This window comes from Bacillus cereus group sp. BfR-BA-01441 (genome assembly GCF_022663075.1).
In the GTDB taxonomy this organism is placed as follows: Bacteria; Bacillota; Bacilli; order Bacillales; family Bacillaceae_G; genus Bacillus_A; species Bacillus_A cereus.
Genome location: NZ_JAKUEU010000049.1, coordinates 14,801 through 37,570, shown reverse-complemented (window position 1 = coordinate 37,570; position 22,770 = coordinate 14,801). Strand labels below are relative to the sequence as shown.

Below are 22,770 nucleotides of genomic sequence, written 5' to 3'. Positions count from 1 at the left end.
AATTAGCAGATGGGTCTGGTCAAGTAACAGGCGGTTTAGGGACATTATCTGTAGGTGTAACGAAATTAGCAGATGGCTCAAGCCAAGTAACAGGTGGTTTAGGAACATTATCTGTAGGAGTAAATCAATTAGCAGATGGATCTGGTCAAGTAACAGGCGGTTTAGGAACATTATCTGCAGGAGCAAATCAAATGGCAGGTGGTGTAAATCAATTAGCAAATGGCTCAAGCCAAGTAACAGGCGGCTTAGGAACATTATTTGCAGGAGCAAACCAAATGGCAGGTGGCGTAAATCAATTAGCAGATGGGTCTGGTCAAGTAACAGATGGTTTAGGAACATTATCTGTAGGAGCAAACCAAATGGCAGGTGGCGTAAATCAATTAGCAGATGGATCTAATCAAGTAACAACTGGCTTAGGTACTCTAAATGGTGGCCTAAATAAAATGTCAACCGGCTCAACCCAGCTAATCGACGGCGTAAATAAACTAGCAGATGGCTCAGGAAAAGTAACAGATGGTCTCGTAAAAGTAAACGACGGTTCAGGTGAACTTGCAGAGAAACTTGGCGAAGGGGCAGAGAAAACTGGGGAAGTAAAAGGAACGGATAAAACGTATGATATGTTTGCAAGTCCTGTAAAAGTGAAGACAGAGAAAATGGCGGAAGTTCCTAACTACGGAACTGGATTTACGCCGTATTTCTTATCACTCGGTTTATTTGTTGGGGCATTATTATTATCTATCGTATACCCATTACGTGATACAGTAGGCGTTCCAAAATCAGGATTTAGTTGGTTTATTAGTAAGTTCGGTGTTTTACTATCAGTTGGTATTATTCAAGCGATAGTAGCAGATGTTATATTACTGTTCGGATTAGGTGTAGAAGTACAAAGCATTCCATACTTCATACTCTTTAGCATCATTACAAGTTTAGCCTTTATCGCATTAATTCAATGTTTAGTAACAGCATTTGGTGATGCAGGCCGTTTTATCGCCATCATCACATTAATTATGCAGCTTACAACAAGTGCCGGAACATTCCCATTAGAATTGATTCCGAAGTTTTTACAACCATTCAATGCTTGGTTACCGATGACATACTCTGTATCAGGATTGAAAGCAGTCGTATCGAGTGGAGACTTTGACTTCATGTGGAAAAACATAGGAATACTCATGATTTTTATCGTTGTATTATCATTTGGAACAATCGTTTCTTTAACTTTGATGCACAAACGAAAATTTAAAAAAGTGGTTGGAAATCAATCGGTTGAAGCGTAGATAAAAGCACCTTTTTGGTGCTTTTTTATTTTAATAGAGGGCATCTTTTCCTTAGTTCATCTATAAGTCTTTCTAAAAGCTATAAAAACGAAAGAAAAGGAATTACAACAATTTACAGAGAAACATAGGGTAGAGGAGTTGATATGATGAAAGGCAATCTTACTTATTATTTTATCGTAAATCCGCTAATAATCTTTCTTGTTTATGCCCTTTCACCTATATTGTTTGATAAAGAAGTATATACAAGTATGAAAGATGCATTTGGAATACTTACGTTCTACTATGTGTTAATGGGTGGATATTACTTTATTGATATTTTAAGTGAAAAGATAAAGAAAAAAAGTGATGGAGGATAAAAAATGACTGAAAGTGAAATGAAATTCCGTGATACGACCATTCGTAACTTTTTCGATAAAGAGGATCGTTTAAAATCGATTCCAGGTCAAAAGAAGAAGAAACTAGTATTGTTAGAGCATTTAATTAGCAAGTTAGATGCTGGAAATCAATATACAGAAAAAGAAATTAATACATTTATAAAACAATATCATGATGATTTTTGTACAATTAGACGTGAATTTATTGTACACAGGTTTATGGATAGAGAGGATAATATGTACCGTATAAACGGGAGAGAAGTTTGGACGAAGTGGGAGGAGTTAAAATAATGAATCAGCGAGGGGATCCCCGCTGATTATAAGCCTGTGCTAGTCTTGCTGTTTCTTTGTAGTAAGTCTATGAACGCTTCAACATTCGAACTTGTAATGTACCCAAGCGTTATATATTCATCTTCATAGTAAAATATTATTTTTTTGTCAAAGATTCTTCTCTTCGTTTCTATGGATAGAATTTTTTCATAATCAAATTCGGCAATGAATGTGTTTTTATATTGGCTAAAAAAGAGAAGTCTTTGATTAGTAGCAAGTAACATGCCAGGATACGGGACTTTATGCGTAATCATATAGCCAGTAAGTGAACATTTTAAAGTAGATAAAATTTTTTCTTCTTTATGTAATAGTTGTTTTGCAGCTGTTAAGATTGGATTCATTGTATACATTCCTTTTATTTTGATATATGAATATTGTATCAAGAGTAAAAAGATTCTCAATATGTAATATTGCATATTGGCCGTTTTATAGTTGTAATATTATTTTTAAAAAGAAAAAGTACGAGGTGATTCAATGATACGGTTAGTAAAAGAGACTGATGCAGAAGCAATTATGAATATTAGAAAAGAAATTATATTATCGGAAACTACTACAAAATTTTTCATAGTATCCCCAAAGAAGTTACCGAATGATATGAATGCAGAAAGAGAAAAGATACGGAAAAGTAATGAGAAAGGTAATCTTTATATCGTGTATGAAGTAGATGGGAAGGTAGTTGGCTTTTTACTTTTCAACCGATATGAACTAGAACGGTTACAACACGCAGGCACAATGGGAATGGGGATTAAAGAGGCGTATTGTAATCAAGGCATAGGCACGAAATTAATTGAATTTCTTATTAGATGGGCGAAAGGGCAGAAAGGTTTAGAGAAAATTTGTTTAGGTGTAGTTTCTGTTAATGATCGGGCAATTAAAGTGTACAAACGTATGGGCTTTGTAGAAGAAGGCAGACAACGAAAGCAAATTAAATATGAAGATGGATCATATGGAGATGACGTATTGATGGGGTTTTATATTGAATAAAGGATATATGGTATTAAGAAAAGGAATGTATATAACGTAAATTTCTAAAAGCAGTATATTGCCCCTGCATTAACAGACTTTTCCCTATGTATAATATTAATATAGTAAAATCATAACAACCGATATTGCAGTTTCCAATAATATACTATATAATCAATTTAAGAAAACGTTTTCATGCAAAGGGGGAGAATTTCGTGTCGACTATAGAGGACGTGGCGAAATTAGCGGGGTTATCAAGGACAACGGTTTCTAGGGTGATTAATAATCATCCATATGTTTCAGATGAGAAGAAAAAAAGGGTTCAATTAGCAATGAAGCATTTAGGCTTCGTTCCTAATTCTGCGGCGAGAAGGCTTCGTAAACAAAAAACGGAAACAATTGCGGTGCTCGTTCCAAGGATTACAAATCCTTTCTTCAGTAGATTTATCGAAGCAATCGAGATTGCTGCTTCTGAACATAAATATAAACTAATTATTTGTCAAACAAGGTATTTACCGGAAAAAGAGATGGAGTATTTACAATTATTATCTACGAAACAAGTAGATGGGATTATTCTATGTTCACTAGAAAATCCGTGGGAAGATGTAGAGCCATACTTACAGCACGGTCCAATCGTGTTGTGTAATGAATATATTGAGGAAGCAAATATTCCAACAGTGAAATTTGATCATGCGCAAGGAGCATACATAGCTGCGAAGCATGTGTTAGATCAAGGATATCGTAATCTTATTTTTTGCCGTGGTAACGAAACCAAAGTCGTTAGCCAGCAGCGAAAAATGGGCTTTTTACGTGCAATAACTGAGAAGAGCCGCCAAGTAGAAGCGATTGACTTCCTTGAAAACGCTTTCTCTTGGGAAGATGGAAAACGAATATTCCATGAAGTATTAAAGGACAAAAAAAATCCTACCGCGATTTTGGCAGGAGGCGATGAGGTAGCAGCTGGAATTATCTCAGAGGCGAAACGCCATAACTGGAGCATTCCAGATGATCTCGCTGTTATCGGTTTTGATAATCAAATATTATCGCAGATTACAGAACCAGGTATTACGACAATTGAACAGCCAATTGATGAAATGGCCCGAAAAGTTGTCGACCTAATGATGGATAAAATTCATACGAAAAATTATCGAAAAAAAGAATTGTATGAGTTTGAACTGGAGCTCTTGGTGAAAGGTTCAACGATGAAGGATAAGATGTTATTAGCCTAGTAGACTATGTCTGCTAGGTTTTTTTCTGTTCACAAACTACTATTCTTCGTGAACGCAATCATCACATTTGTTATGGTATGCTTCGTGCTGCTCATCAATTTCTTTCCCGCAGTGCGCACAAGTTTTCGTTGGTAAATTTCTGAAAAACTCCATTGGTTGATCGATCATGTCAATCCCTCCATTTCCATTTCTTACTATCATTGTATTAGTACAAAAAATAAAAGTCAACAACTGTTTTATAACAAAATTGAAAATTAATGAAAAAGTTTAGGAAATGGATTATAGTTAACAATGTAGGATGTAAGTAAAACATGCATTTCTACTCGGTTTTAGAAAGGATGGATACATATGAAAATGACTGTTGTCGGCTTTTGGGGCGGCTTTCCAGAAGCGGGAGAAGCAACGTCGGGGTATTTGTTTGAACACGATGGTTTTCGTTTACTTGTAGACTGTGGTAGTGGTGTACTAGCACAGCTTCAAAAATATATAACACCATCTCATATAGATGCAGTTGTACTGTCGCACTATCATCACGATCATGTTGCAGACATTGGGGTATTGCAATATGCGAGATTAATTACGAGCGCGACAACAAGGCAACTACCAGAACTACCAATATACGGTCATACGTTTGATGAGAATGGTTTCCATTCTTTAACACATGAACCGCATACGAAAGGAATCGCGTACAATCCAGAAGAAACACTTCAAATTGGACCGTTCTCGATCTCATTCTTAAAAACTGTTCATCCTGTTACATGCTTTGCGATGCGTATTACAGCAGGTAGTGATATCGTAGTATACAGCGCTGATTCCAGTTATATTCCTGAGTTTATCCCATTCACGAAAGATGCTGATCTTTTCATTTGTGAGTGTAATATGTATGCACATCAAGAGGCTGCAAAAGCAGGGCATATGAATAGTACAGAAGTAGCAAGTATTGCAAAAGATGCGAATGTAAAAGAACTTTTATTAACGCACTTACCGCATACAGGCAACCCATCTGATTTAGTAACAGAAGCAAAACAAATTTTCAGTGGCCATATTACGCTAGCGCATAGTGGCTACGTATGGAACTCATGAGGTGATACGATGTTATTTATTGATAATAAAGGAATTACAGACCCTAGAATAAACTTAGCGATTGAAGAATATTGTGTGAAGAATTTAGATATTAACGAAACATATTTACTGTTTTACATTAATGAGCCTTCGATTATCATTGGTAAAAACCAAAACACAGTAGAAGAAATTAATGCAGATTACGTAAAAGAAAAAGGTATTCATGTCGTTCGTCGTCTATCAGGCGGAGGCGCAGTATATCATGATTTAGGAAACTTAAACTTCAGCTTTATTACGAAAGATGATGGAGACAGTTTCAGCAACTTCAAAAAATTCACAGAGCCTGTAACGAAAGCGCTTAGTAAATTAGGCGTAAATGCAGAACTAAGTGGTCGTAACGACATTTTAGCTGAAGGTAGAAAAATTTCAGGTAATGCGCAGTTCTCAACGAAAGGTCGTATGTTCAGTCACGGTACGTTACTATTTGACTCTGAAATCGATCACGTCGTATCAGCGTTAAAAGTAAAAATGGATAAAATCCAATCAAAAGGTATTAAATCAATCCGTAGCCGCGTTGCGAACATTACAGAGTTCCTAAACGAAGAAATGACGACAGAGGAGTTTAGACAACTTCTTCTAGAAACAATTTTCGAAGGAGAAACAGAAATCCCAACGTATGAATTAACAGAAAATGATTGGAAAGAGATCCACAAACTTTCTGAAGAACGTTACCAAAATTGGGATTGGAACTACGGAAAATCACCGAAGTTCAACTTACAACATTCACACCGCTTCCCAGTTGGACAAGTTGATGTTCGTCTTGAAGTGAAAAAAGGAACAGTAACAGAATGTAAAATTTACGGCGACTTCTTCGGTTCACTAGATGTTCATGATATCGAAGAGCGTCTAACAGGCGTTCAGTTCGATAAAGATGCATTCACTGCAGCTTTAGAAGGCGTAGATATCGCACGCTACTTCGGTAACATTACAACAGAAGATTTCTTACATTTATTCTTCTAAAAATGAGGGAGGCTGCCATAAAGGCAGCCTCTTTCTTTTTGTAGTTTTGTCGATATAATTCCATTTACCACAAAATGTATACTTACAGGACATCTGCCTCTTATAAAGGAATATATATATGAAAAGGAGGCGAATCGAAATGAAAAGAGTAATGTACGTTATATTATTGCTCAGCTTCGTCATCGGAATGACAGCGTGTAACAGTGGATTGCCCTCAAGTCGTACAATTTTGTCTATCGGAAAACCGGCTGAGGATAATGTTATATATTTTACGCATACAGATAACAAACGAAAGATACATGATATACAAGACATGTTTCAAAATAAGAAGTGGAAAAGAAATGAAACATTCAGCACTGTTAATAAAACACCAGATGTCATCTTATCAATAGATGAAAACAACAAAGGGTTACCGACGTTATATGTTACGGTGTATTTTCATGAAGATGGAGCGGACGCTCTTAACTTGCACGGCGAGCATACGACGTTAAATAAAGAGGAACTTAATAAACTTAGAGAAAAGATGAATGCATATTATCCTAAAATGATTTCTGGTCTAGTTTCATAAATTACTTACAAATAAAATCCCCTTATTCTTCCAAAGTAAACTAAGAGTAGGTGGTCTGTCTATATGCAGTTAATAGAATATCACTTGCCACTTTAATTTTCTTTTAATATAATTAATTTAGAATTTTTAAATATTCTAAATTTTATAAAGGTGGGGTTTTTGTGAATCTCGTTCAATCTTTGGCTGAAACGGCAAAAAAGAAGGGGGATAAACCGGCTTATATATTTATGGATCAGTCGGTCTCATATGACCAATTAAACAAAATGGTCACAAGGTTTTCTGGCAATTTAGCAGAAATGGGCATTGGAAAAGGGGACAATGTCGCATTAGTTGTTGGGAACTCACCACATTTTTTGGTCGGTTTATACGGAACAATGAAAGCCGGAGCAACTGTTATTCCAGTTAATCCAATTTATACAGCAGACGAAATGCATTATATTTTACAAAATGGAGATGTAAAAACAATCATCGTACTCGACGTCCTTCTACCTGTTATACAATCTCTTACAACAAGACTTCCTTCATTAGAAAACATCATCATATGCGAAACCTCATCAGATTTTAACCATACAGAAACCGAAAAAATGAAAACGTTTACTGGTTTTGTGGGGACTGGAGATACAACTTACGAAGGTCCTGAACTAGATGAAGAAGATGTAGCGGTTATCCTATACACTTCGGGCACAACTGGAAAACCGAAAGGCGCTATGTTAACACATAAAAATTTATATAGTAATGCGAGCGATGTGGCTTCGTATTTACAATATACGGCTGATGACCGTGTTGTTGCGGCACTGCCTATGTTCCATGTATTCTGTTTAACAGTTGCGGTAAATGCACCGATTGTGAACGGGGCAACGATTTTAATGTTACCGAAATTTAGTCCGAAAGAAGTATTCCGTATTTGTCGTACGTACGAACCAACGATCTTTGCTGGCGTACCGACGATGTACAATTATTTATATTTATTTGAAGAAGCAAGCGCAGAAGATGTGAAGACGCTTCGTCTTTGTATTTCCGGTGGCGCATCGATGCCTGTTGCTCTTCTACAAAACTTTGAAAAACGTTTTAACGTTATTGTTTCAGAAGGATACGGTTTATCAGAAGCATCACCAGTTACTTGTTTCAATCCGCTAGATCGTCCTCGTAAACCAGGGTCGATTGGCACAAATATTTGGCATGTAGAAAATAAAATTGTAAATGAACTTGGGGAAGAAGTACCTGTCGGCGCAGTCGGCGAATTAATCGTTCGCGGACCTAACGTTATGAAAGGATACTATAATGCACCAGAAGATACAGCTGCGACATTGAAAGACGGCTGGCTATATACAGGTGACTTGGCGAAAATGGATGAAGAAGGTTACTTCTATATCGTGGATCGTAAAAAAGATATCGTCTTAGTTGGCGGTTATAACGTATATCCTCGTGAAGTAGAAGAAGTATTATATACGCACGAATCAGTAGCGGAAGTTGTTGTAATCGGTGTTCCTGATGAAAACTTAGGAGAAGCTGTGCGGGCGTACGTCGTTTTGAAGCAAGCAAACGTAACAGAAGAAGAACTAATGCATTACTGCACGTTACATTTAGCGAAATATAAAGTGCCGAAAAGCATTGAGTTTTTAATAGAATTACCGAAGAATACGACTGGTAAGTTGTTAAGAAGAGCATTGAGAGAGAAAGCGATGCAAGTGTAAAAATGAGGCAACCATCTTTGAAGGTGGTTGCCTCATTTTTTTGTGCATTGATTAAGCTGTGGTGCCATATATTTAAAGCTTCATATGACCAACAAGGAGGAGATATACATAGAACAGAAGGGATTAACGCTTACGGCGAGTGCAATATCTTATTTGTGAAATTATGGATGAACTCTGAAAATGATAAGAACGGTAATTTTAATCAAAATGGAGTAATGAACCGTGAATCAATGGCTACGGTGTTAGTAAATGCATATAAATTAGAATGGAATGAAAATAGTAAGTTACCAAAAGAATTTGCTGATTTGAAAAATCATTGGGCTCGAAGTATGCCAATATTTTAGTTTAGCAAGAAAATTTAAAATCCAAGTTGACACATATGAATTACAGAATTAAAATGAAAAGAAATCGAATACAATACATTAGAAGCTAATCAGATAAACTGAAGGCGCACAATGTTCACATTTGTGAATATATTGTGTGCCTTTTTCTATTGTATAAACTAAGGGGGCTTAACGATGAAAAAGTGGGGTAAGGCAGCGTTTATGAAAAGTACAGGTGTTTTATTATCAGCAGTTGTACTTTTATCAGGGTGTGGTTCGGCAACATCCACTAGTAATTCTGAAGGAAGTGGGGATAAAAAAACAGTTGAGCTTTTAAATGTTTCTTATGATCCAACTAGGGAGTTATATCAAGATTTTAATAAAGATTTTGCGAAGTATTGGAAAGAGAAGCACGGGCAAACAGTAAATGTAAAACAATCACACGGGGGATCTGGAAGTCAGGCGCGTTCTGTTATTGATGGCTTAGAAGCAGACGTTGTTACACTAGCACTTGCTTATGATATTGATGCCATTAGTAAGAAAAAACAACTAGCAGAAGATTGGCAGAAGCGACTTGCGAATAATTCCACTCCATACACGTCAACAATTGTATTTCTTGTTCGAAAAGGAAACCCGAAAGGAATTAAAGACTGGGATGATTTAACGAAAAAAGGTGTGTCTGTCATTACACCAAATCCAAAAACATCAGGCGGAGCACGTTGGAACTATTTAGCGGCGTGGGGATACGCATTGAAAAAATATAATAATAGTGAAGATAAGGCGAAAGAGTTTGTTAGCCAAATTTATAAAAACGTAGAAGTATTAGATTCAGGAGCGCGCGGAGCAACGACAACATTTGTTGAAAAAGGAATTGGTGACGTATTAATCGCATGGGAAAATGAAGCGTTATTATCTCAAAAAGAGCTTGGAAAAGATAAATTTGAAATTGTAACCCCTTCTATTAGTGTACTTGCAGAACCACCAGTAGCGGTTGTAGATAAAGTCGTTGATAAAAAAGGAACGAAAAAAGTAGCAGAAGGGTATCTTGAATATTTGTACTCAGAAAAAGGACAGGAAATTGCGGCGAAAAACTTTTATCGTCCGCGTAATGAAAAAGTAGCAGAAAAATATGCATCCCAATTTCCGAAAGTTCAATTATTTACAGTAGGTGAACTATTTGGTGGTTGGAAAAAAGCACAAGAAAAACACTTTAATGACGGCGGCGTATTCGATAAAATTCATCAAAAATAATGCACTGCTAAAGGGGGAAGAGGTGAAAGAGGATGAGGAAGAAGCGTGTTTTACCAGGGTTTGGATTATCGCTTGGATTTACAATGTTGTACATGAGTTTATTCGTACTTATACCACTTTCTATCGTATTTATTCAAACTTCACAGTTAGGTTGGAAGAAGTTCGCTGGGGTTATAACGAACGAGCGTGTGTTGCATTCCTATCAAGTTAGTTTTACAACTTCATTGGTAGCGGCTATTGTAAATGCCATTTTCGGTTTATTAATAGCTTGGGTGCTCGTACGCTACAAGTTTCCAGGGAAACGACTATTAGATGGACTCATTGATTTACCGTTTGCACTTCCGACAGCTGTAGCTGGTATTACACTTACAACGCTTTATGCGGAAAATGGATGGATTGGGAAAATATTTGGTCTGTTGCATATAAAAGTAGCTTTTACACCACTCGGAATTATCGTTGCGCTTACTTTTATCGGTTTACCATTTGTCGTTCGAATGGTGCAACCAGTGCTGCAAAATATTGATAAAGAAGTAGAAGAGGCAGCTTCGAGCTTAGGTGCATCCCGCTTGCAAATATTTGTGAAAATCATTTTACCAGAAATCTTTCCCGCTCTTCTTGCAGGTTTTTCACTCGCATTTGCAAGAGCATTAGGAGAATACGGATCTGTCGTTTTCATCGCAGGTAATATGCCGATGAAAACAGAAATTGCACCACTCATGATTATGACAAAACTAGAACAATATGATTACGCGGGGGCAACAGCTGTAGCGACCGTGATGCTTATTATTTCCCTCCTTTTCCTTCTTCTGATTAATATGATTCAAAGCTGGAGTAGAAGGCATGAACTAAAAAGTGAATAGGGGGAGAGAAAATGGAACCAACATTATTAGAAAAGAAAATAGTAAAAAGCGTATCAGCTAAAAAAGAATCTAAGCTTGTACCAGGCATATTAATTACGATTACAGTTTTATTTTTATCTCTCTTTCTATTACTGCCACTCATAACTATTTTTCTAAAAGCCTTTGAAAGAGGGATGGATGTATACATTGCCGCTATTACAGATCAAGAAGCATTTTCAGCAATTAGATTAACGCTTCTCGTTGCGTTAATCGTTGTGCCGCTTAATACGATATTTGGGGTAGCGGCCGCATGGCTTATTACAAAGTTTCAGTTTAAAGGAAAACAAGTATTACTCTCTCTTATTGAACTGCCGTTTGCTGTGTCACCAGTTATCGCAGGATTAGTATTCGTTTTACTTTTCACACCGAGGGGTGCTCTTGGCGAATGGTTACTTGAACATGGAGTGAAACTCATTTTCTCTGTACCAGGCATTATTATCGCAACAATCTTTGTAACCTTCCCGTTCGTTGCACGTGAATTAATTCCCATTATGCAGGCGCAAGGGAAAAGTGAAGAAGAGGCAGCTTTATCACTTGGCGCAAGTGGCTGGAAAATGTTTTGGCGCGTTACGCTTCCAAATATAAAATGGGGTCTTTTATACGGCATGATTCTATGTAATGCCCGTGCTATCGGTGAGTTTGGAGCCGTTTCTGTCGTATCAGGTCACGTGCGTGGCATTACGAACACGATGCCGCTCCATATTGAAATTTTGTACAATGAATATCAATTTTCAGCAGCATTTGCAGTAGCGACGTTAATGTCATTAATTGCAGTGTTTACACTCGTTATAAAAAACTGGATTGAATGGCGAATGGAAAAACGACAATAAGAGGGGGATTACGGTGAGTATTCAAATTCAAGGTGTATCAAAGCAATATGGTACATTTCAAGCACTAACAGACATTCATTTGGATATTCCAAAAGGTGAACTTGTTGCCTTATTAGGCCCGTCAGGTTCTGGGAAAACGACGTTATTACGCATTATTGCAGGATTAGAAGAAGCGGATGGAGGCTCTGTTTCATTTGATGGGGAAGATCTAACAGACATTCACGTGAAAAACAGGCAAGTCGGTTTCGTCTTTCAGCACTATGCGCTCTTTAAACATATGAATGTATTTGAGAATGTCGCTTTCGGTTTAAAAGTAAGAAAGAAAAGCTTAAGACCGTCAGCAGAAGCGATAGAAGAAAAGGTAACAGAATTATTAAAGCTCGTAAAAATGGATGGCTTTGCTAAACGTTATCCAGCGCAATTATCTGGTGGACAACGTCAACGTATTGCACTAGCCCGGGCACTTGCAGTCGAACCGAAAATTTTATTACTTGATGAACCGTTCGGTGCACTCGATGCAAAGGTGAGAAAAGAATTACGAAGATGGCTCCGAAAATTACATGACGAATTTCAAATTACGAGCGTATTCGTAACGCATGATCAAGAAGAAGCGTTAGACGTTGCAGACCGTATCGTTGTAATGAATGAAGGTCGCATTGAACAAATGGGAACACCGGAAGAAGTATATGAAAACCCAGCAAGCCCGTTCGTTTACGATTTTTTAGGAAATGTAAATTTATTTCACGGCCGCGTTCATAAAGGAAAGCTAAATGTAGGATCGGTCGAACTAGAAGCACCAGAGCATAAGCACGTTTCCAACGTAGACGGAATAGCCTACGTAAGGCCGCATGACTTATCAATCTCTCGTACGAAACAGAGCATAGATGCAATCCCGGCAAAAGTATCTTATTCTCACGCAGTCGGAAATATCGTATATGTAGAATTAAAACGAGACGGAACAGATGAATATTTAGAAGCAGAAATTACGAAAGAACAGTTCAAGCAGCTGAACATTCAAGCGGGTGATTTCGTATACGTACAGCCGAAAGAAGTGAAAGTGTTTATTCCGGAGGATTTTGTAATTTAAGAGTGTTCACTCTTAAATTACAAAATCTATTAATAAGAAAAGGTCTCCTAAAAGATATTTTAGGAGACCTTTTCTTTGTTTATCGTAATAACTTTTCTCATATGAAATGTAGTCGGAAGTTTGCATATATAATAGCGGAGCGTGTTCACACAACTATTTGGTACGAGTAGTAATGAAGAGATTCTTCTTACTTTCTTACATAAAATTTTTAATTTTGGATATTTGTATCATATGTTTCTGCGACAAACACAAAGTCTACACGCTCTTTATCAATAAAAATACTTGTTTTAGATGGAAGACCTGTTATGGTAGAAACAATATCAACCTCAACAAGGTCAAATCCTACACGATAAGCATCTTCAATTTCAATTCCACCAGTTAGAAAATGCAATCCATCCCCAAATGACTTAAATACAAATACATTTTCTTTCAAACTTTTATTATCCATTTCAATCCATTCTTCGTTAATATAAATCTTAAATGTTGTGCACTTTGGAACACACTCGATGTGATGTATCCCTTTATAACTATTAAGCGAAAACATATAGGTATGAGTTTCTTTAAAGTTAATATCTATCCCGTATTTAAAAGCAAAGGTTTTATATACCATTTCATAAAACAATGGCATTACAATATCATCCCATGCGTCATAGGCAAAAGCATGAATTGGTATTAGATGAGGATATAAACTTACAATCGCTTTTTGAAAATTAAGTAAGATGGTTGTATCTGTAATTTCTTTTAAAGAATCATCTATTTCATGATCATAATCTTTCGAAATTCTGTTATCAATCATATGACAAACTCCTTACATAGTCTTCTATATACTACGTTTTTCCGCATCATCAGTTTGTTCCTTCTTCAACTAAATTGCAAGTTTAACCGATGATTCCAAAAAGGCCCTTGTCTTATTTTATCAATCGTTAAATCGGATTGGGATACTACAAGCATAAATGAGAAAAGAAATCGTCTTTTCTTTTTTATGATAGATGTATTTATTTTTAAACTGTATTTACTTTACTCTTTATTTTATTTAGATTTGGATATGTAACATTATTGTGTTAAAAAATATTTCAGCGAGGTGAGTTTATGAAAGAAAAGAAATGGTATAGGCAATTAGTCGTAATGGTGTAGGAGTATCATCTAAGGCCATTTTAAATGCCGTTAAAACTGGCGAAAAAGTTATACAAAGTGGCGGTAGAACTAAATCTACTAGTAAACAGGCTGTAGTAGTTTTAAATAAAAAAGGTAAAGTAATTACAACTTTTGCTAAGGGTTCAAAATAAACTGGGAAAGGAGAAGATAAGGTTGTTTAAATTAAATAAAGAGATGCAGATTTTATTGAAACAGACATTAGAATCACAAAATAAACATTTACTATGGTTAAATGTTTATGAAGACTTAAGTATGATAGAAACTGAAAAAATAAATAAATTGAGAGATATTATAGTAGATGAATTAATGGAAAAAGGTTTTGATGAACGAGACAATATAAACGATTTGGGAAGAGCATTAGAAGAGCTAATTGATATCTTAGGAAATTTAATACCTTAGAAAATGTTAAGCTGTATGGCAACGTTTTTAGCAGATGGAAAGTTCCGTTAATTACAGAATGAAAGATTATATAATTTTTAACAATGCGCTTAATACGAGCGTAGCTATGATTAGAGAGTTTTGCATGTGTAGAATAACTCCAAAAATATAAGGATATATTCTGAGGGCGTATGATTATATAGTATATTTATTGATTCGAATCTTTAAAAGGAGAGGAAACATGGAGAAAATAATAGGGATTATTCTGATTATAGGTGGTATGATTCCATTAATTTATGCAATGATACAAATCTATCGGCAATGGAAAGAAAAAGGACCTTCTTTTGCCCTTAAATCAATAATTTTCCTAGCCGTAAGCATTTTGCTAGATACTGCAACAACTATTATATTGTGTATAGTAACAGTATTCATTGGTATTTGTTTAATTATCTACACATAATAAGTTCAAGAAGGCTAACTTATCGATTGTTACTAATTGGAGGGATTGGATGAACTTCATTTTACATGGATCTAAACATACAGTTTTGGCTTCCGTTTTTGACTCATTTGAAGGTAGGGAAAAAGAGTTTAATTGGCTTATAACAGACATGGAGATTGTCGCACATCAGGAAGAGAAACTTATCCGAGATTATCCTAAAATGTCGTATCCAATAGTTTGGATAGCAGGTGAAGATCTTTCAAATCTCGTAAAGAAATATAATCCTCAATTTATTTGGGGCGTACTATCTGCGTTTGATAAATCTATAAACATTGATATTAATAATTTGCTTGTAGAGCCCTATGCAAATGGAAACGAAGGGCTCTGGGTACCAAGTCCAAATATTCAGCACCCTCAAGCAAAAATTGAAATTGTTTGTTGGGATTCCAGTTTAATGTTGTTATTAAGTAACGATATAAATATTGATGATAAATTTAGAAATTACTTTAAAGAAGCTAGGGATTTAAATGCCTATAATTCGGAATTTTGATTTAAATGGAGACAACATTAATCCGTTATACGAAACAGATATGGAAAAGGGAACGGTATGCGTACTCTACAAGTAGCGTATTATAAGGTGAAAAGCGGATTCTCTGTGAGGAGAATTAGATTATTATTGATTTATAAAAACAAATAGGAATAGATAAACTTAATATTATTAAATGAGAATAGTAGGATGGAATAGGGATAAATATAACTTTGAGAGAAAAGAAGGTGTATTATGGAGTTTACATTCGAAAAGGTTCAACGTATTGAAGATGCAAATATATACCGTGTTAGTAATATAACTGATATTTATGAAACAGATTTATTTGATGATTATAATCGTAATGTTGATAATTTAAGTTTACTTGTTCAAGAGAGGATTAATCAGTTTATTGTACATGTAGATAAATCTGAGGAAAAAAATGTGAAAGAAGAAATAGAGTCTAAAAACATTTCCTACACAGTTTTTGATTCGGGAAGAAGGAACATTTTCTTTGTTTTTGATTCTATACCAAGGACAGAAGTATCATATATAATCAAGTATTTTTATGGTGTAAGTATAGAAAATACTTTTGCTATTATCAGTTTAGGAAATAGCGTTGGTATTAAACTAGAGGAAATAAATCAAAGTAAATTGATGAAGTGTTTAATGGGAGAATGTGTTGTACCACAAATCGAATTAGTTCCATCATCGGCGTGTGCATTTATTCAATATGATGGTGCGCTTTTAACAATTGCTAGTAATAATTTCGATATTTATGCAACATGAAAATAATAAGAGGTAATTAAATGATTTTTTTAGCGCAAGGAGATACTGGAGATATCCAAAGTTAATTAATATATATATGTCGCACCACTTATATTTTTCAGAAAAGGTAACTTTAAGAATATAGGAGGATAAAAGATACATGGATAAAGAATATGAAGAACTCATAGTTAGGAGTTTTTTTTAAAAAAATCCAGGATAGAATTATTTTTGAACTAACTTCACCTAAAAAAAGAGTGAAGGCATTAGGGCGTTTGGCGCATAACCATGACACTATCTTAAATTCTATGTATTTTGAATCTATCCCAAAAAATATGGTGTATGCTGAAGGAATATCAACGTAATTAAAAAAATATGGAGCAAAGGATTCTTGTTACGTATCGGTATAATGTTGATAACAAATTAATGGTAGTTTAAGATGCATGGTAATGTTACATATTAGTATGATGTGAATGCAAAACGATTGTTGAATCTTTCTAGTAAAAATAGAATAGCTGCATTAAAAATTTACAATGAACCTTATGCTATAGGAAAAGAAAGAGGGAATTGTTGATGTGGATAGCGTTTCTAGAATTTTTAGAGTTTATTATAGTTTTGAGTTTAAGTCTTATATTAACATTGGTCGTTTTTTTTCAAGAAAATTATCTGTTTGATATTAAAGAAAGTATTAGTAAGAATAGGTTTTTGTTTATTATTCCAATCATACGTATGTCTCTAGGAGTGTGGATATTATATGTTACAGAAACTACTATAATTGCTGTCTCAAAAGTGACTGCAATTCAATTAATTATTTTACTTCTTTTTTGGGCATGCTCGAAGTATGTACAAAAAACTCGTGAAAATTGGCTAATTACTATAGTTGCTTTTGTTGTTTATGGTGTTGGTACATACATGTATATTCAGTTTGCTTTTAGAGGCTATTAATATATCACCAGAAAAGTTAGTGGTTAGAAAGATGCATTTGTTAAATGTTTGTATGAAGGAAGAGCGAATATAGGCTCTTTTTTCTTTATATATAGGATAGGACATGTATCTAATCCTCGTGGGATAAATCAAAATAGAGAACGGGAAGGAATTATATGAACAAAAAAGAATTAAAATTAAAGCTACTGCAAGGTCTAATTGAAGATTTTTCTGCTATTTAATATTTAGAGGTCCTAAATATTTTTAGTTGTGGGGATGTAATTACAATAAGTTTTATAGAAACATTGTGTAGATTAAAGTAGTTCTCTTTTGCAGAAAGTAATGTTGTAGATGATGATTTTAGTGTCTGTAAAGGGATAGAATTTGGTAGCTTTATGGATAAGAGGCATTATTCGCATAAAAATAAGAGTTTTAATGGTATATAGGAGGGGATTATAATGAAATTCCCAAAAGATGAAGATGGACAAGTATTAAATATGTTATACAAGCAAGGGATAGATTTTAATAAAAAACACATAGTAGATTTCTTTATTGCAATTCCTGATCAAGGTAATGGAGAAAAAATAATTGGCAGAGTACAAGCGCTGGGCTTAAATTGTGAGTTAGATTATAATGAAGAATTTGAAGATTGGACATGTACTTGTTCTAAAGAAATGTTCTTAATTTATGAGGATATCGTAGAGATGCAAAAGGAATTAAATAAACTGGGTGAAGAGTTTGGTGGATATACAGATGGTTGGGGTGCATTTGTGTAATATTGAATTTATTTATCGTGATAAAATAAATTGGACTGAGTAAAGAAACTATTTATGGAAACAAGAGCTTATATAAGCTCTTGTTTCTTTGTATATATTAAGATAGCTTAGTGGTAGAAACGTATATGATATGTGGGGGGCGGGCTGCCTGTAAAAGCCCAATTGGTAAGGGCTGATTAAAGTTTCACTTTATATAGGTTTTGAGAGAGTAAGATATATTGTTTGTAGCGGAAATCTTGAAGGAAGGGAGCGTGTGATAATTGGCAATGACGGATGAACAATTCGAGAATTATCTTGTTATGTGTTATGACAAATTAGAAAATAAACAGCAAAAATTCATTTCAGATTATAATATCTATAACTTTGATGAGTATTGGTATGATCAAGATCGATGTATATTACAGTTTTAAAAAAATGGTCAAGTGCTACTTGAATTTAGTGTTGTTTTTATAGGGTCTTGGTCTGGAAAGCGTAACAGTTGGATGTGGTCTTGGGCTAATGAGAATGTGGCTGATTATGCAAGAAGTAAGTCTAACTGTTTGAAAGATTTACAAAAGATTACAGGAAGTGAGGTTTTTATAAATCCACTTTTTGAATGCGATCAAGAAATGGCGTATGAGCTAGCAGCCTTTTCTATTGAATATTTAGATGCAGAAGGAATGTATATGGCACCAGGTGAGAGAAGTGATGTATTTATGGCTGTTATGTCACCGCGTGCATTGTGAGTAGAGGATATTAAAAATATAGATAAGGTAGAATGAAAAAGGAGTACAGTTTAATAAATTAATAAAAGGTATCATAGGTCCCTGATGCCATGGTGATAAATTTAAAGGAGTGAATTATATTGCTTGAAGTAAAGTTTTACGATTGGAAAAAAAAACGTCCTAAAAAACATTATTTGCTTGTACATGAAATTAGGATTTTTGAGTTGATTTTCGCAAAGAAAGTTAGCGAGTTTGAGATGGGATTAAAAGAAATTGAGAAAGTTACTGTTTATTGTTTAGCTAAGGAGCACACTGATGTTTCATATAAAGTGAATAGGGCATCGGGTGAAATTAGTATACTGGTTCCTTATGATTTTATGAATTTCTTAACACTGGAATCAGTTGAAGAGAAATACAAAGAGTTTTGCAAATTAGTACGCCAATATGTTGTCCCTGGACTTGAAGAAAACTCTACTCTTTCATCATCTATTGTTAAAGGGTATATAGAGGAGACTTTAGAAGAGATTGTGAAGCAAAACTATGAAGGGATATTTTTAGTTGGGAAGACACCTAAGAAAAGCCCAAGCCGTAAGAAGATAGCCATATTAAAAGGAATTCATCGTGTTAAAGGTTTCCAGCTACGATGTGAAGTGTATGATGAAAAGGGATTAAAGATTCGAGATCAATTATTGGTGGAAGAGGTAGGGAATGAAATGGTGTATGCAAGATTTTTGGGTACATTAAAATGGGAAAGTGAAAATCTAATAGTAGTTCAATCTAAATCCAGTAGTTGGAAAGAAGAAATCTATCTTTAATAACAAGGTTGTATAGTAGAAGGAGGGTTGTAGAGCATAAATGAATTTTTTTCGAAAAAATAAATTAAGTGACATTCAGAAAAAATACTATGAACATTTTGGAGAGCCTAGTCAGATTCTTGAATATACCTGGGGTGAAAGAGGAGCTAAAAGAGTAGAATTAGATAATACCGCTCTAAAAAAAGGAATGCTATACGTTTTAGAATTCCCGAAAAATGAAGATAGGCCAGTATGGACATATGTGACATTAGGGATGTCAGCTGAATATATGACCAATGGTGCTAAAGGAGAATTAATTTGGTTAAATGCAAATCAAAATGAGGAAATGATTGATTTGCTTGCTGGATTAGCACATTATCCATTTATAGATGAGACCTCGTTTGATTATGGGGATACAATTTCTAATGCGGATGCTGAATCTGATTTTTCAATGAATGTGCTTTTAGTAAGCCCGGCAGTTATTGAGGCAGGAGAGTCTCCAGAGCTAATGGAGTTTTTTGAAGAAAAGGAGCTTGATTTATTTTGGTTATTACCTATTCATCAAGCAGAAAAAGAGTATATGATGGAACAAGGAGATGGAGATATTAGTGCGCTCTTTGACCTTTGGCTGGAAAAAGAGATTGATACAGAAACTTTCTGTGATCCACATCGTTTATCTACGGTTTGATAAAAATATTTTAAATAATAATTGTGAGTAAGCATCAAACTTATTAATATTAAGGAAGTTTGATGCTTATTTTTTATGTTTAGAATAAACGAGAGGTTTTTGATATATATGAAAGATATTGTATGTAAAGAATTAATAAGTCTTAAGTCTATTGTTGAAGCCTATCAATTTAAAAAAATGAGTATAATGTTGAAATAGTACTATGGAAAGAAAGCTGAGTGTATTAGAGTGTTTTAAAACAAATTGGATGAATGGTTGAATTTATTATTAGAAGAAGTGGTGCGTGGTTTAGTGTGATAGAAAGAAAAAGAGAGTCTTCAAGGGATATGTATAAGAGAGTAAAGGAGAGAAAATATGTCTTTTTATAAAGAGGAAATAAAAGGGGATAAATTGATTATAAGTGATGAAAGCATTGATATTTTAATGGATGCTTTTCAAGAGATTGAAAAGATATATAATGAAGGGCCTCGCAGATTACCACATATAAATGAGTTAGAGATTATGTTGAAAAATGCATTAGAAATGCAGAGTGATAGTTTTTCTTTAGAGGAACAAGAAGTAGTAGATTGTAAGTTTAAATTAAAGAAATGTCGCAAAAAATCATTTAAGCCAGGGATAGTTTTTGCGATAAATCTTAAAAATATTAATAAGTATGGGTACGGAATGTTAGTGAAAGGACAAAATGTTACGAGGCCATATGATGGGGAAACATATGTAGAATATTTTTCTTTATTTACAGATGAAAAAATACGGATAAGCGAGTTTAAAAACTATTACAAGAATCAAAAAGAAGTATTATTTACGGCGTATACTGCCTGGTCTGGTTGGTTAGATGGTGATTGGAAAATTATTGGTGGATTGCCAATGGAATTGTTTGATCCGGGGGAGTATAATCTTCCAGATTTTGTGTTTGAGAATAAGAATCAGGGGACTTATTTTGTGAGCCGAGGGAGAGCAGATGGTTCTTTAATCGATTTTGAAATGGTTAGTGAAGAAGAAGGTAAGAAAATTAAAAATCCTTCAGGGATAGCAGGACAATATGTTATAGAAGATTGGTTGGAAGAGAAATATAGCGTTTTATAAAAAAGAATGTTTTTGTGTTGAAGAGATAGCGGATTTTACTTGTATTTGAAAGGAGTAATAATATGGATATGTATGAGCTAGCTACTGGTGTAGATTCAAAAGAAAAATTAGTAGAATTCCTGTTTTATCTTCAAAAAGATTTTAAAGAAAATAAAGATGAGTGGGAGAATATAACGTTAGAAGATTACTTAGAATCATTGGAAGCATGGCTAAATGATTGTGATGGTGCTTTTCAAAATAAAGGTGAAGAGATGCCTAAAAATATATCATGGAATTTCATAGCGACGGTATTACTCGCGGGATCTTATTATGAATAAGTAAAAAAACGAAGAGTCTAAATAGTCCCTTCGTTTTTTTACTTATTTTTTCTCTACTAACTTTTTATTCTTCCAATCTAGTGTGAACAATTTATTAAATGTTTTTTGATCAACGTCTTTTACGTTGTTTCCAACCCAGTTTGCAGTTCCGAATGTGAAGCCTGGACGAAGTTGGTAATCGTCGGCGTGTTTTGTATAAGCGACTTGTAAGTTAGATTGATCTGTATTTTTTTCAGAGATAACAACAGCAATCATACCAGGAGAGAAACCGCTATTTGTTAATGCTGGAAGTTGATCCATCGGTATTAAATTACCTTTTGCATCAGATTCATATAGGTATGTGCGAGAGTACATGAAAAGTTGGTTTCCATATAAAGAATGATAGGAGTCACGTGTGTAAATACCCCAGTTTTGATTGTTATATCCGTTAAAGAATACGTTCCACTTTACGTTTTTGTTTGTTTGGTCAATTAAATTTGTTTTATAACTAGTTTGTTTATAGCTTACAGAGTCAGACCAAGTGACTTGACCAGTTGCACCAGCTTCACCGCTAGGGCCATTAGGCGTTACAGAAGCTTTAACAGAGCCACCAAGTTGATAAGATACGCTAGATGTTACAGTCGTTTCTTCTACAGCATTTGTAGGCGCTACGTTAAAGAAACGAGCGCTGTTATCTTGAAGGTTAAATGCAACATCATATTGTGAAGGATAACGTAATGTTGCACTAGCGCCAGGGATTGGGTAGTTATCAATAGGTGCATCACTTATAGTAGGATTTGCTTTTAGAAAACTACCAGTTGTATTAATAACGGCAATCTGTTTATCAGCGCTTGGATCATCGATAAAAGTTACCTTTAAAGACATTGTCATATTATCAGCTTGATCATTATTAAATGTATTATAGCTCGTATGTGTTTTTGCATTTTGCCCGATATCTGTTACAACTTGTGACGTCGTTTGAGCGTAAGTAGCAGGTGTTGAAAGAGTTACAGCACTACTAGCAAAAACAGCGGATAATGCTAAACATTTTAAGTAGGTTTTAGAACGTTTCATACAATCACTTCCTTTTATCTTTGTCGATATATGTCGTATTACATTTATATCGTAACATGAAAATAAAACGGAATGGATGGTTATGCATAATTGCATAGATGAGTTTTGAAGGATAAAGATAATAGAATTTCATCCAACACTTAAGACTCGAAAATGTCCATTACAGCCGTTCTTAAAAATTTTAAGACAATATGTTTATCAATGTTCTTATTCTGAAGATTGAAGCGCTTAATATTTACGTTATAAGTGCATAACAAGTTATAA

General features: G+C 34.7%; 28 protein-coding genes and 2 pseudogenes. 25 read left to right on the top strand and 5 right to left on the bottom strand.

Translation table 11 applies throughout. The features are described from left to right. The 3 genes from MR107_RS19385 to MR107_RS19375 all read left to right on the top strand — a co-directional run. Window positions 1–1,274, top strand: a 1,274-nt coding sequence (locus MR107_RS19385; protein WP_242292613.1) for a YhgE/Pip family protein, incomplete at its 5' end; no start/stop codon positions are given. Window positions 1,275–1,417: 143 nt separating this feature from the next. Further along, complete coding sequence (locus MR107_RS19380; RefSeq protein WP_001986098.1) at window positions 1,418–1,630, top strand: hypothetical protein; 213 nt, start codon at window positions 1,418–1,420, stop codon at window positions 1,628–1,630. Between the two features lie 3 nt (window positions 1,631–1,633). Then, entirely contained in the window at window positions 1,634–1,939 is a 306-nt protein-coding gene (locus MR107_RS19375) for a DUF2087 domain-containing protein (protein WP_000140286.1), read from the top strand. Window positions 1,940–1,965: 26 nt separating this feature from the next. Here MR107_RS19375 and MR107_RS19370 read toward each other — a convergent pair whose 3' ends face one another. Further along, window positions 1,966–2,319: a PH domain-containing protein gene (locus tag MR107_RS19370; protein WP_001068220.1), complete on the bottom strand. Its 354-nt coding sequence runs from the start codon at window positions 2,317–2,319 to the stop codon at window positions 1,966–1,968. A 133-nt stretch (window positions 2,320–2,452) separates the two neighbouring features. On the opposite strand from MR107_RS19370, the gene MR107_RS19365 reads away from it, so the two are divergent. After that, window positions 2,453–2,962 carry a GNAT family N-acetyltransferase gene (locus MR107_RS19365; protein WP_048656899.1) on the top strand — a complete coding sequence of 170 codons (510 nt, stop codon included), beginning with the start codon at window positions 2,453–2,455 and terminating at the stop codon, window positions 2,960–2,962. Window positions 2,963–3,156: 194 nt separating this feature from the next. Continuing rightward, complete coding sequence (locus MR107_RS19360) at window positions 3,157–4,170, top strand: LacI family DNA-binding transcriptional regulator (protein ID WP_000103715.1); 1,014 nt, start codon at window positions 3,157–3,159, stop codon at window positions 4,168–4,170. A gap of 39 nt (window positions 4,171–4,209) precedes the next feature. On the opposite strand, the gene yhfH is transcribed toward MR107_RS19360, so the two are convergent. Next, on the bottom strand, window positions 4,210–4,338 hold the full coding sequence (gene yhfH / locus MR107_RS19355; protein ID WP_000567010.1) for a protein YhfH: 129 nt from the start codon (window positions 4,336–4,338) through the stop codon (window positions 4,210–4,212). A gap of 180 nt (window positions 4,339–4,518) precedes the next feature. On the opposite strand from yhfH, the gene MR107_RS19350 reads away from it, so the two are divergent. From MR107_RS19350 to MR107_RS19310, 9 genes are all read left to right on the top strand, one after another. Next, window positions 4,519–5,253 (top strand): MBL fold metallo-hydrolase, encoded by a 735-nt coding sequence (locus MR107_RS19350; RefSeq protein WP_017656762.1) that lies wholly within the window; start codon window positions 4,519–4,521, stop codon window positions 5,251–5,253. Window positions 5,254–5,262: 9 nt separating this feature from the next. Continuing rightward, the gene (locus tag MR107_RS19345) at window positions 5,263–6,252 is read left to right on the top strand and encodes a lipoate--protein ligase (protein ID WP_000897285.1); all 990 of its coding nucleotides are present in this window, start codon (window positions 5,263–5,265) and stop codon (window positions 6,250–6,252) included. 139 nt (window positions 6,253–6,391) lie between these two features. After that, entirely contained in the window at window positions 6,392–6,820 is a 429-nt protein-coding gene (locus MR107_RS19340; RefSeq protein ID WP_017656761.1) for a hypothetical protein, read from the top strand. Between the two features lie 161 nt (window positions 6,821–6,981). Beyond that, entirely contained in the window at window positions 6,982–8,514 is a 1,533-nt protein-coding gene (locus tag MR107_RS19335; protein ID WP_242292612.1) for a fatty acid--CoA ligase family protein, read from the top strand. Between the two features lie 167 nt (window positions 8,515–8,681). Further along, complete coding sequence (locus MR107_RS31720) at window positions 8,682–8,858, top strand: hypothetical protein (protein ID WP_001986183.1); 177 nt, start codon at window positions 8,682–8,684, stop codon at window positions 8,856–8,858. 174 nt (window positions 8,859–9,032) lie between these two features. After that, the gene (locus tag MR107_RS19325) at window positions 9,033–10,088 is read left to right on the top strand and encodes a sulfate ABC transporter substrate-binding protein (protein ID WP_242292611.1); all 1,056 of its coding nucleotides are present in this window, start codon (window positions 9,033–9,035) and stop codon (window positions 10,086–10,088) included. A gap of 32 nt (window positions 10,089–10,120) precedes the next feature. Beyond that, complete coding sequence (cysT, locus tag MR107_RS19320) at window positions 10,121–10,948, top strand: sulfate ABC transporter permease subunit CysT (RefSeq protein ID WP_048534210.1); 828 nt, start codon at window positions 10,121–10,123, stop codon at window positions 10,946–10,948. Window positions 10,949–10,959: 11 nt separating this feature from the next. Then, a complete protein-coding gene (gene cysW, locus MR107_RS19315) occupies window positions 10,960–11,817 on the top strand; it encodes a sulfate ABC transporter permease subunit CysW (RefSeq protein ID WP_000433826.1) in 858 nt (285 codons plus the stop codon). A 13-nt stretch (window positions 11,818–11,830) separates the two neighbouring features. Then, a complete protein-coding gene (locus MR107_RS19310; RefSeq protein ID WP_000027105.1) occupies window positions 11,831–12,904 on the top strand; it encodes a sulfate/molybdate ABC transporter ATP-binding protein in 1,074 nt (357 codons plus the stop codon). Window positions 12,905–13,112: 208 nt separating this feature from the next. Here the strand turns inward: MR107_RS19310 and MR107_RS19305 are convergent, their stop codons facing one another. Next, complete coding sequence (locus tag MR107_RS19305) at window positions 13,113–13,700, bottom strand: hypothetical protein (RefSeq protein ID WP_000566765.1); 588 nt, start codon at window positions 13,698–13,700, stop codon at window positions 13,113–13,115. A gap of 512 nt (window positions 13,701–14,212) precedes the next feature. Between MR107_RS19305 and MR107_RS19300 the strand changes: the two genes are divergently transcribed. From MR107_RS19300 to MR107_RS19250, 11 genes and pseudogenes are all read left to right on the top strand, one after another. Next, window positions 14,213–14,458, top strand: a complete 246-nt coding sequence (locus MR107_RS19300; RefSeq protein WP_000475564.1) for a hypothetical protein — start codon at window positions 14,213–14,215, stop codon at window positions 14,456–14,458. A 220-nt stretch (window positions 14,459–14,678) separates the two neighbouring features. Beyond that, window positions 14,679–14,897, top strand: a complete 219-nt coding sequence (locus MR107_RS19295) for a hypothetical protein (protein WP_000411162.1) — start codon at window positions 14,679–14,681, stop codon at window positions 14,895–14,897. Window positions 14,898–14,946: 49 nt separating this feature from the next. Next, window positions 14,947–15,426 carry a hypothetical protein gene (locus MR107_RS19290; RefSeq protein ID WP_197201968.1) on the top strand — a complete coding sequence of 160 codons (480 nt, stop codon included), beginning with the start codon at window positions 14,947–14,949 and terminating at the stop codon, window positions 15,424–15,426. 231 nt (window positions 15,427–15,657) lie between these two features. Continuing rightward, a complete protein-coding gene (locus tag MR107_RS19285; RefSeq protein WP_000397230.1) occupies window positions 15,658–16,191 on the top strand; it encodes a hypothetical protein in 534 nt (177 codons plus the stop codon). Between the two features lie 549 nt (window positions 16,192–16,740). Beyond that, window positions 16,741–17,112: a hypothetical protein gene (locus tag MR107_RS19280; RefSeq protein WP_074553938.1), complete on the top strand. Its 372-nt coding sequence runs from the start codon at window positions 16,741–16,743 to the stop codon at window positions 17,110–17,112. A 437-nt stretch (window positions 17,113–17,549) separates the two neighbouring features. Further along, complete coding sequence (locus MR107_RS19275) at window positions 17,550–17,867, top strand: ribonuclease E inhibitor RraB (protein ID WP_000671653.1); 318 nt, start codon at window positions 17,550–17,552, stop codon at window positions 17,865–17,867. A gap of 260 nt (window positions 17,868–18,127) precedes the next feature. Beyond that, window positions 18,128–18,592: pseudogene (locus MR107_RS19270) on the top strand (DUF6882 domain-containing protein). A 119-nt stretch (window positions 18,593–18,711) separates the two neighbouring features. Then, entirely contained in the window at window positions 18,712–19,386 is a 675-nt protein-coding gene (locus MR107_RS19265; protein WP_000895165.1) for a hypothetical protein, read from the top strand. 40 nt (window positions 19,387–19,426) lie between these two features. Beyond that, entirely contained in the window at window positions 19,427–20,053 is a 627-nt protein-coding gene (locus MR107_RS19260) for a suppressor of fused domain protein (RefSeq protein ID WP_001008993.1), read from the top strand. A gap of 354 nt (window positions 20,054–20,407) precedes the next feature. After that, window positions 20,408–21,136, top strand: coding sequence for an Imm26 family immunity protein (locus MR107_RS19255; RefSeq protein WP_197201967.1), 729 nt, complete (start codon window positions 20,408–20,410; stop codon window positions 21,134–21,136). A gap of 62 nt (window positions 21,137–21,198) precedes the next feature. Further along, window positions 21,199–21,453, top strand: a complete 255-nt coding sequence (locus MR107_RS19250) for a DUF7660 family protein (protein WP_088867684.1) — start codon at window positions 21,199–21,201, stop codon at window positions 21,451–21,453. Between the two features lie 42 nt (window positions 21,454–21,495). Here the strand turns inward: MR107_RS19250 and cytK2 are convergent, their stop codons facing one another. After that, window positions 21,496–22,506, bottom strand: coding sequence for a beta-channel forming cytolysin CytK2 (gene cytK2, locus MR107_RS19245; RefSeq protein WP_000830632.1), 1,011 nt, complete (start codon window positions 22,504–22,506; stop codon window positions 21,496–21,498). 143 nt (window positions 22,507–22,649) lie between these two features. Beyond that, window positions 22,650–22,763: pseudogene (locus MR107_RS31715) on the bottom strand (TetR family transcriptional regulator); the annotation flags it as partial. Between the last annotated feature and the right edge of the window lie 7 nt (window positions 22,764–22,770).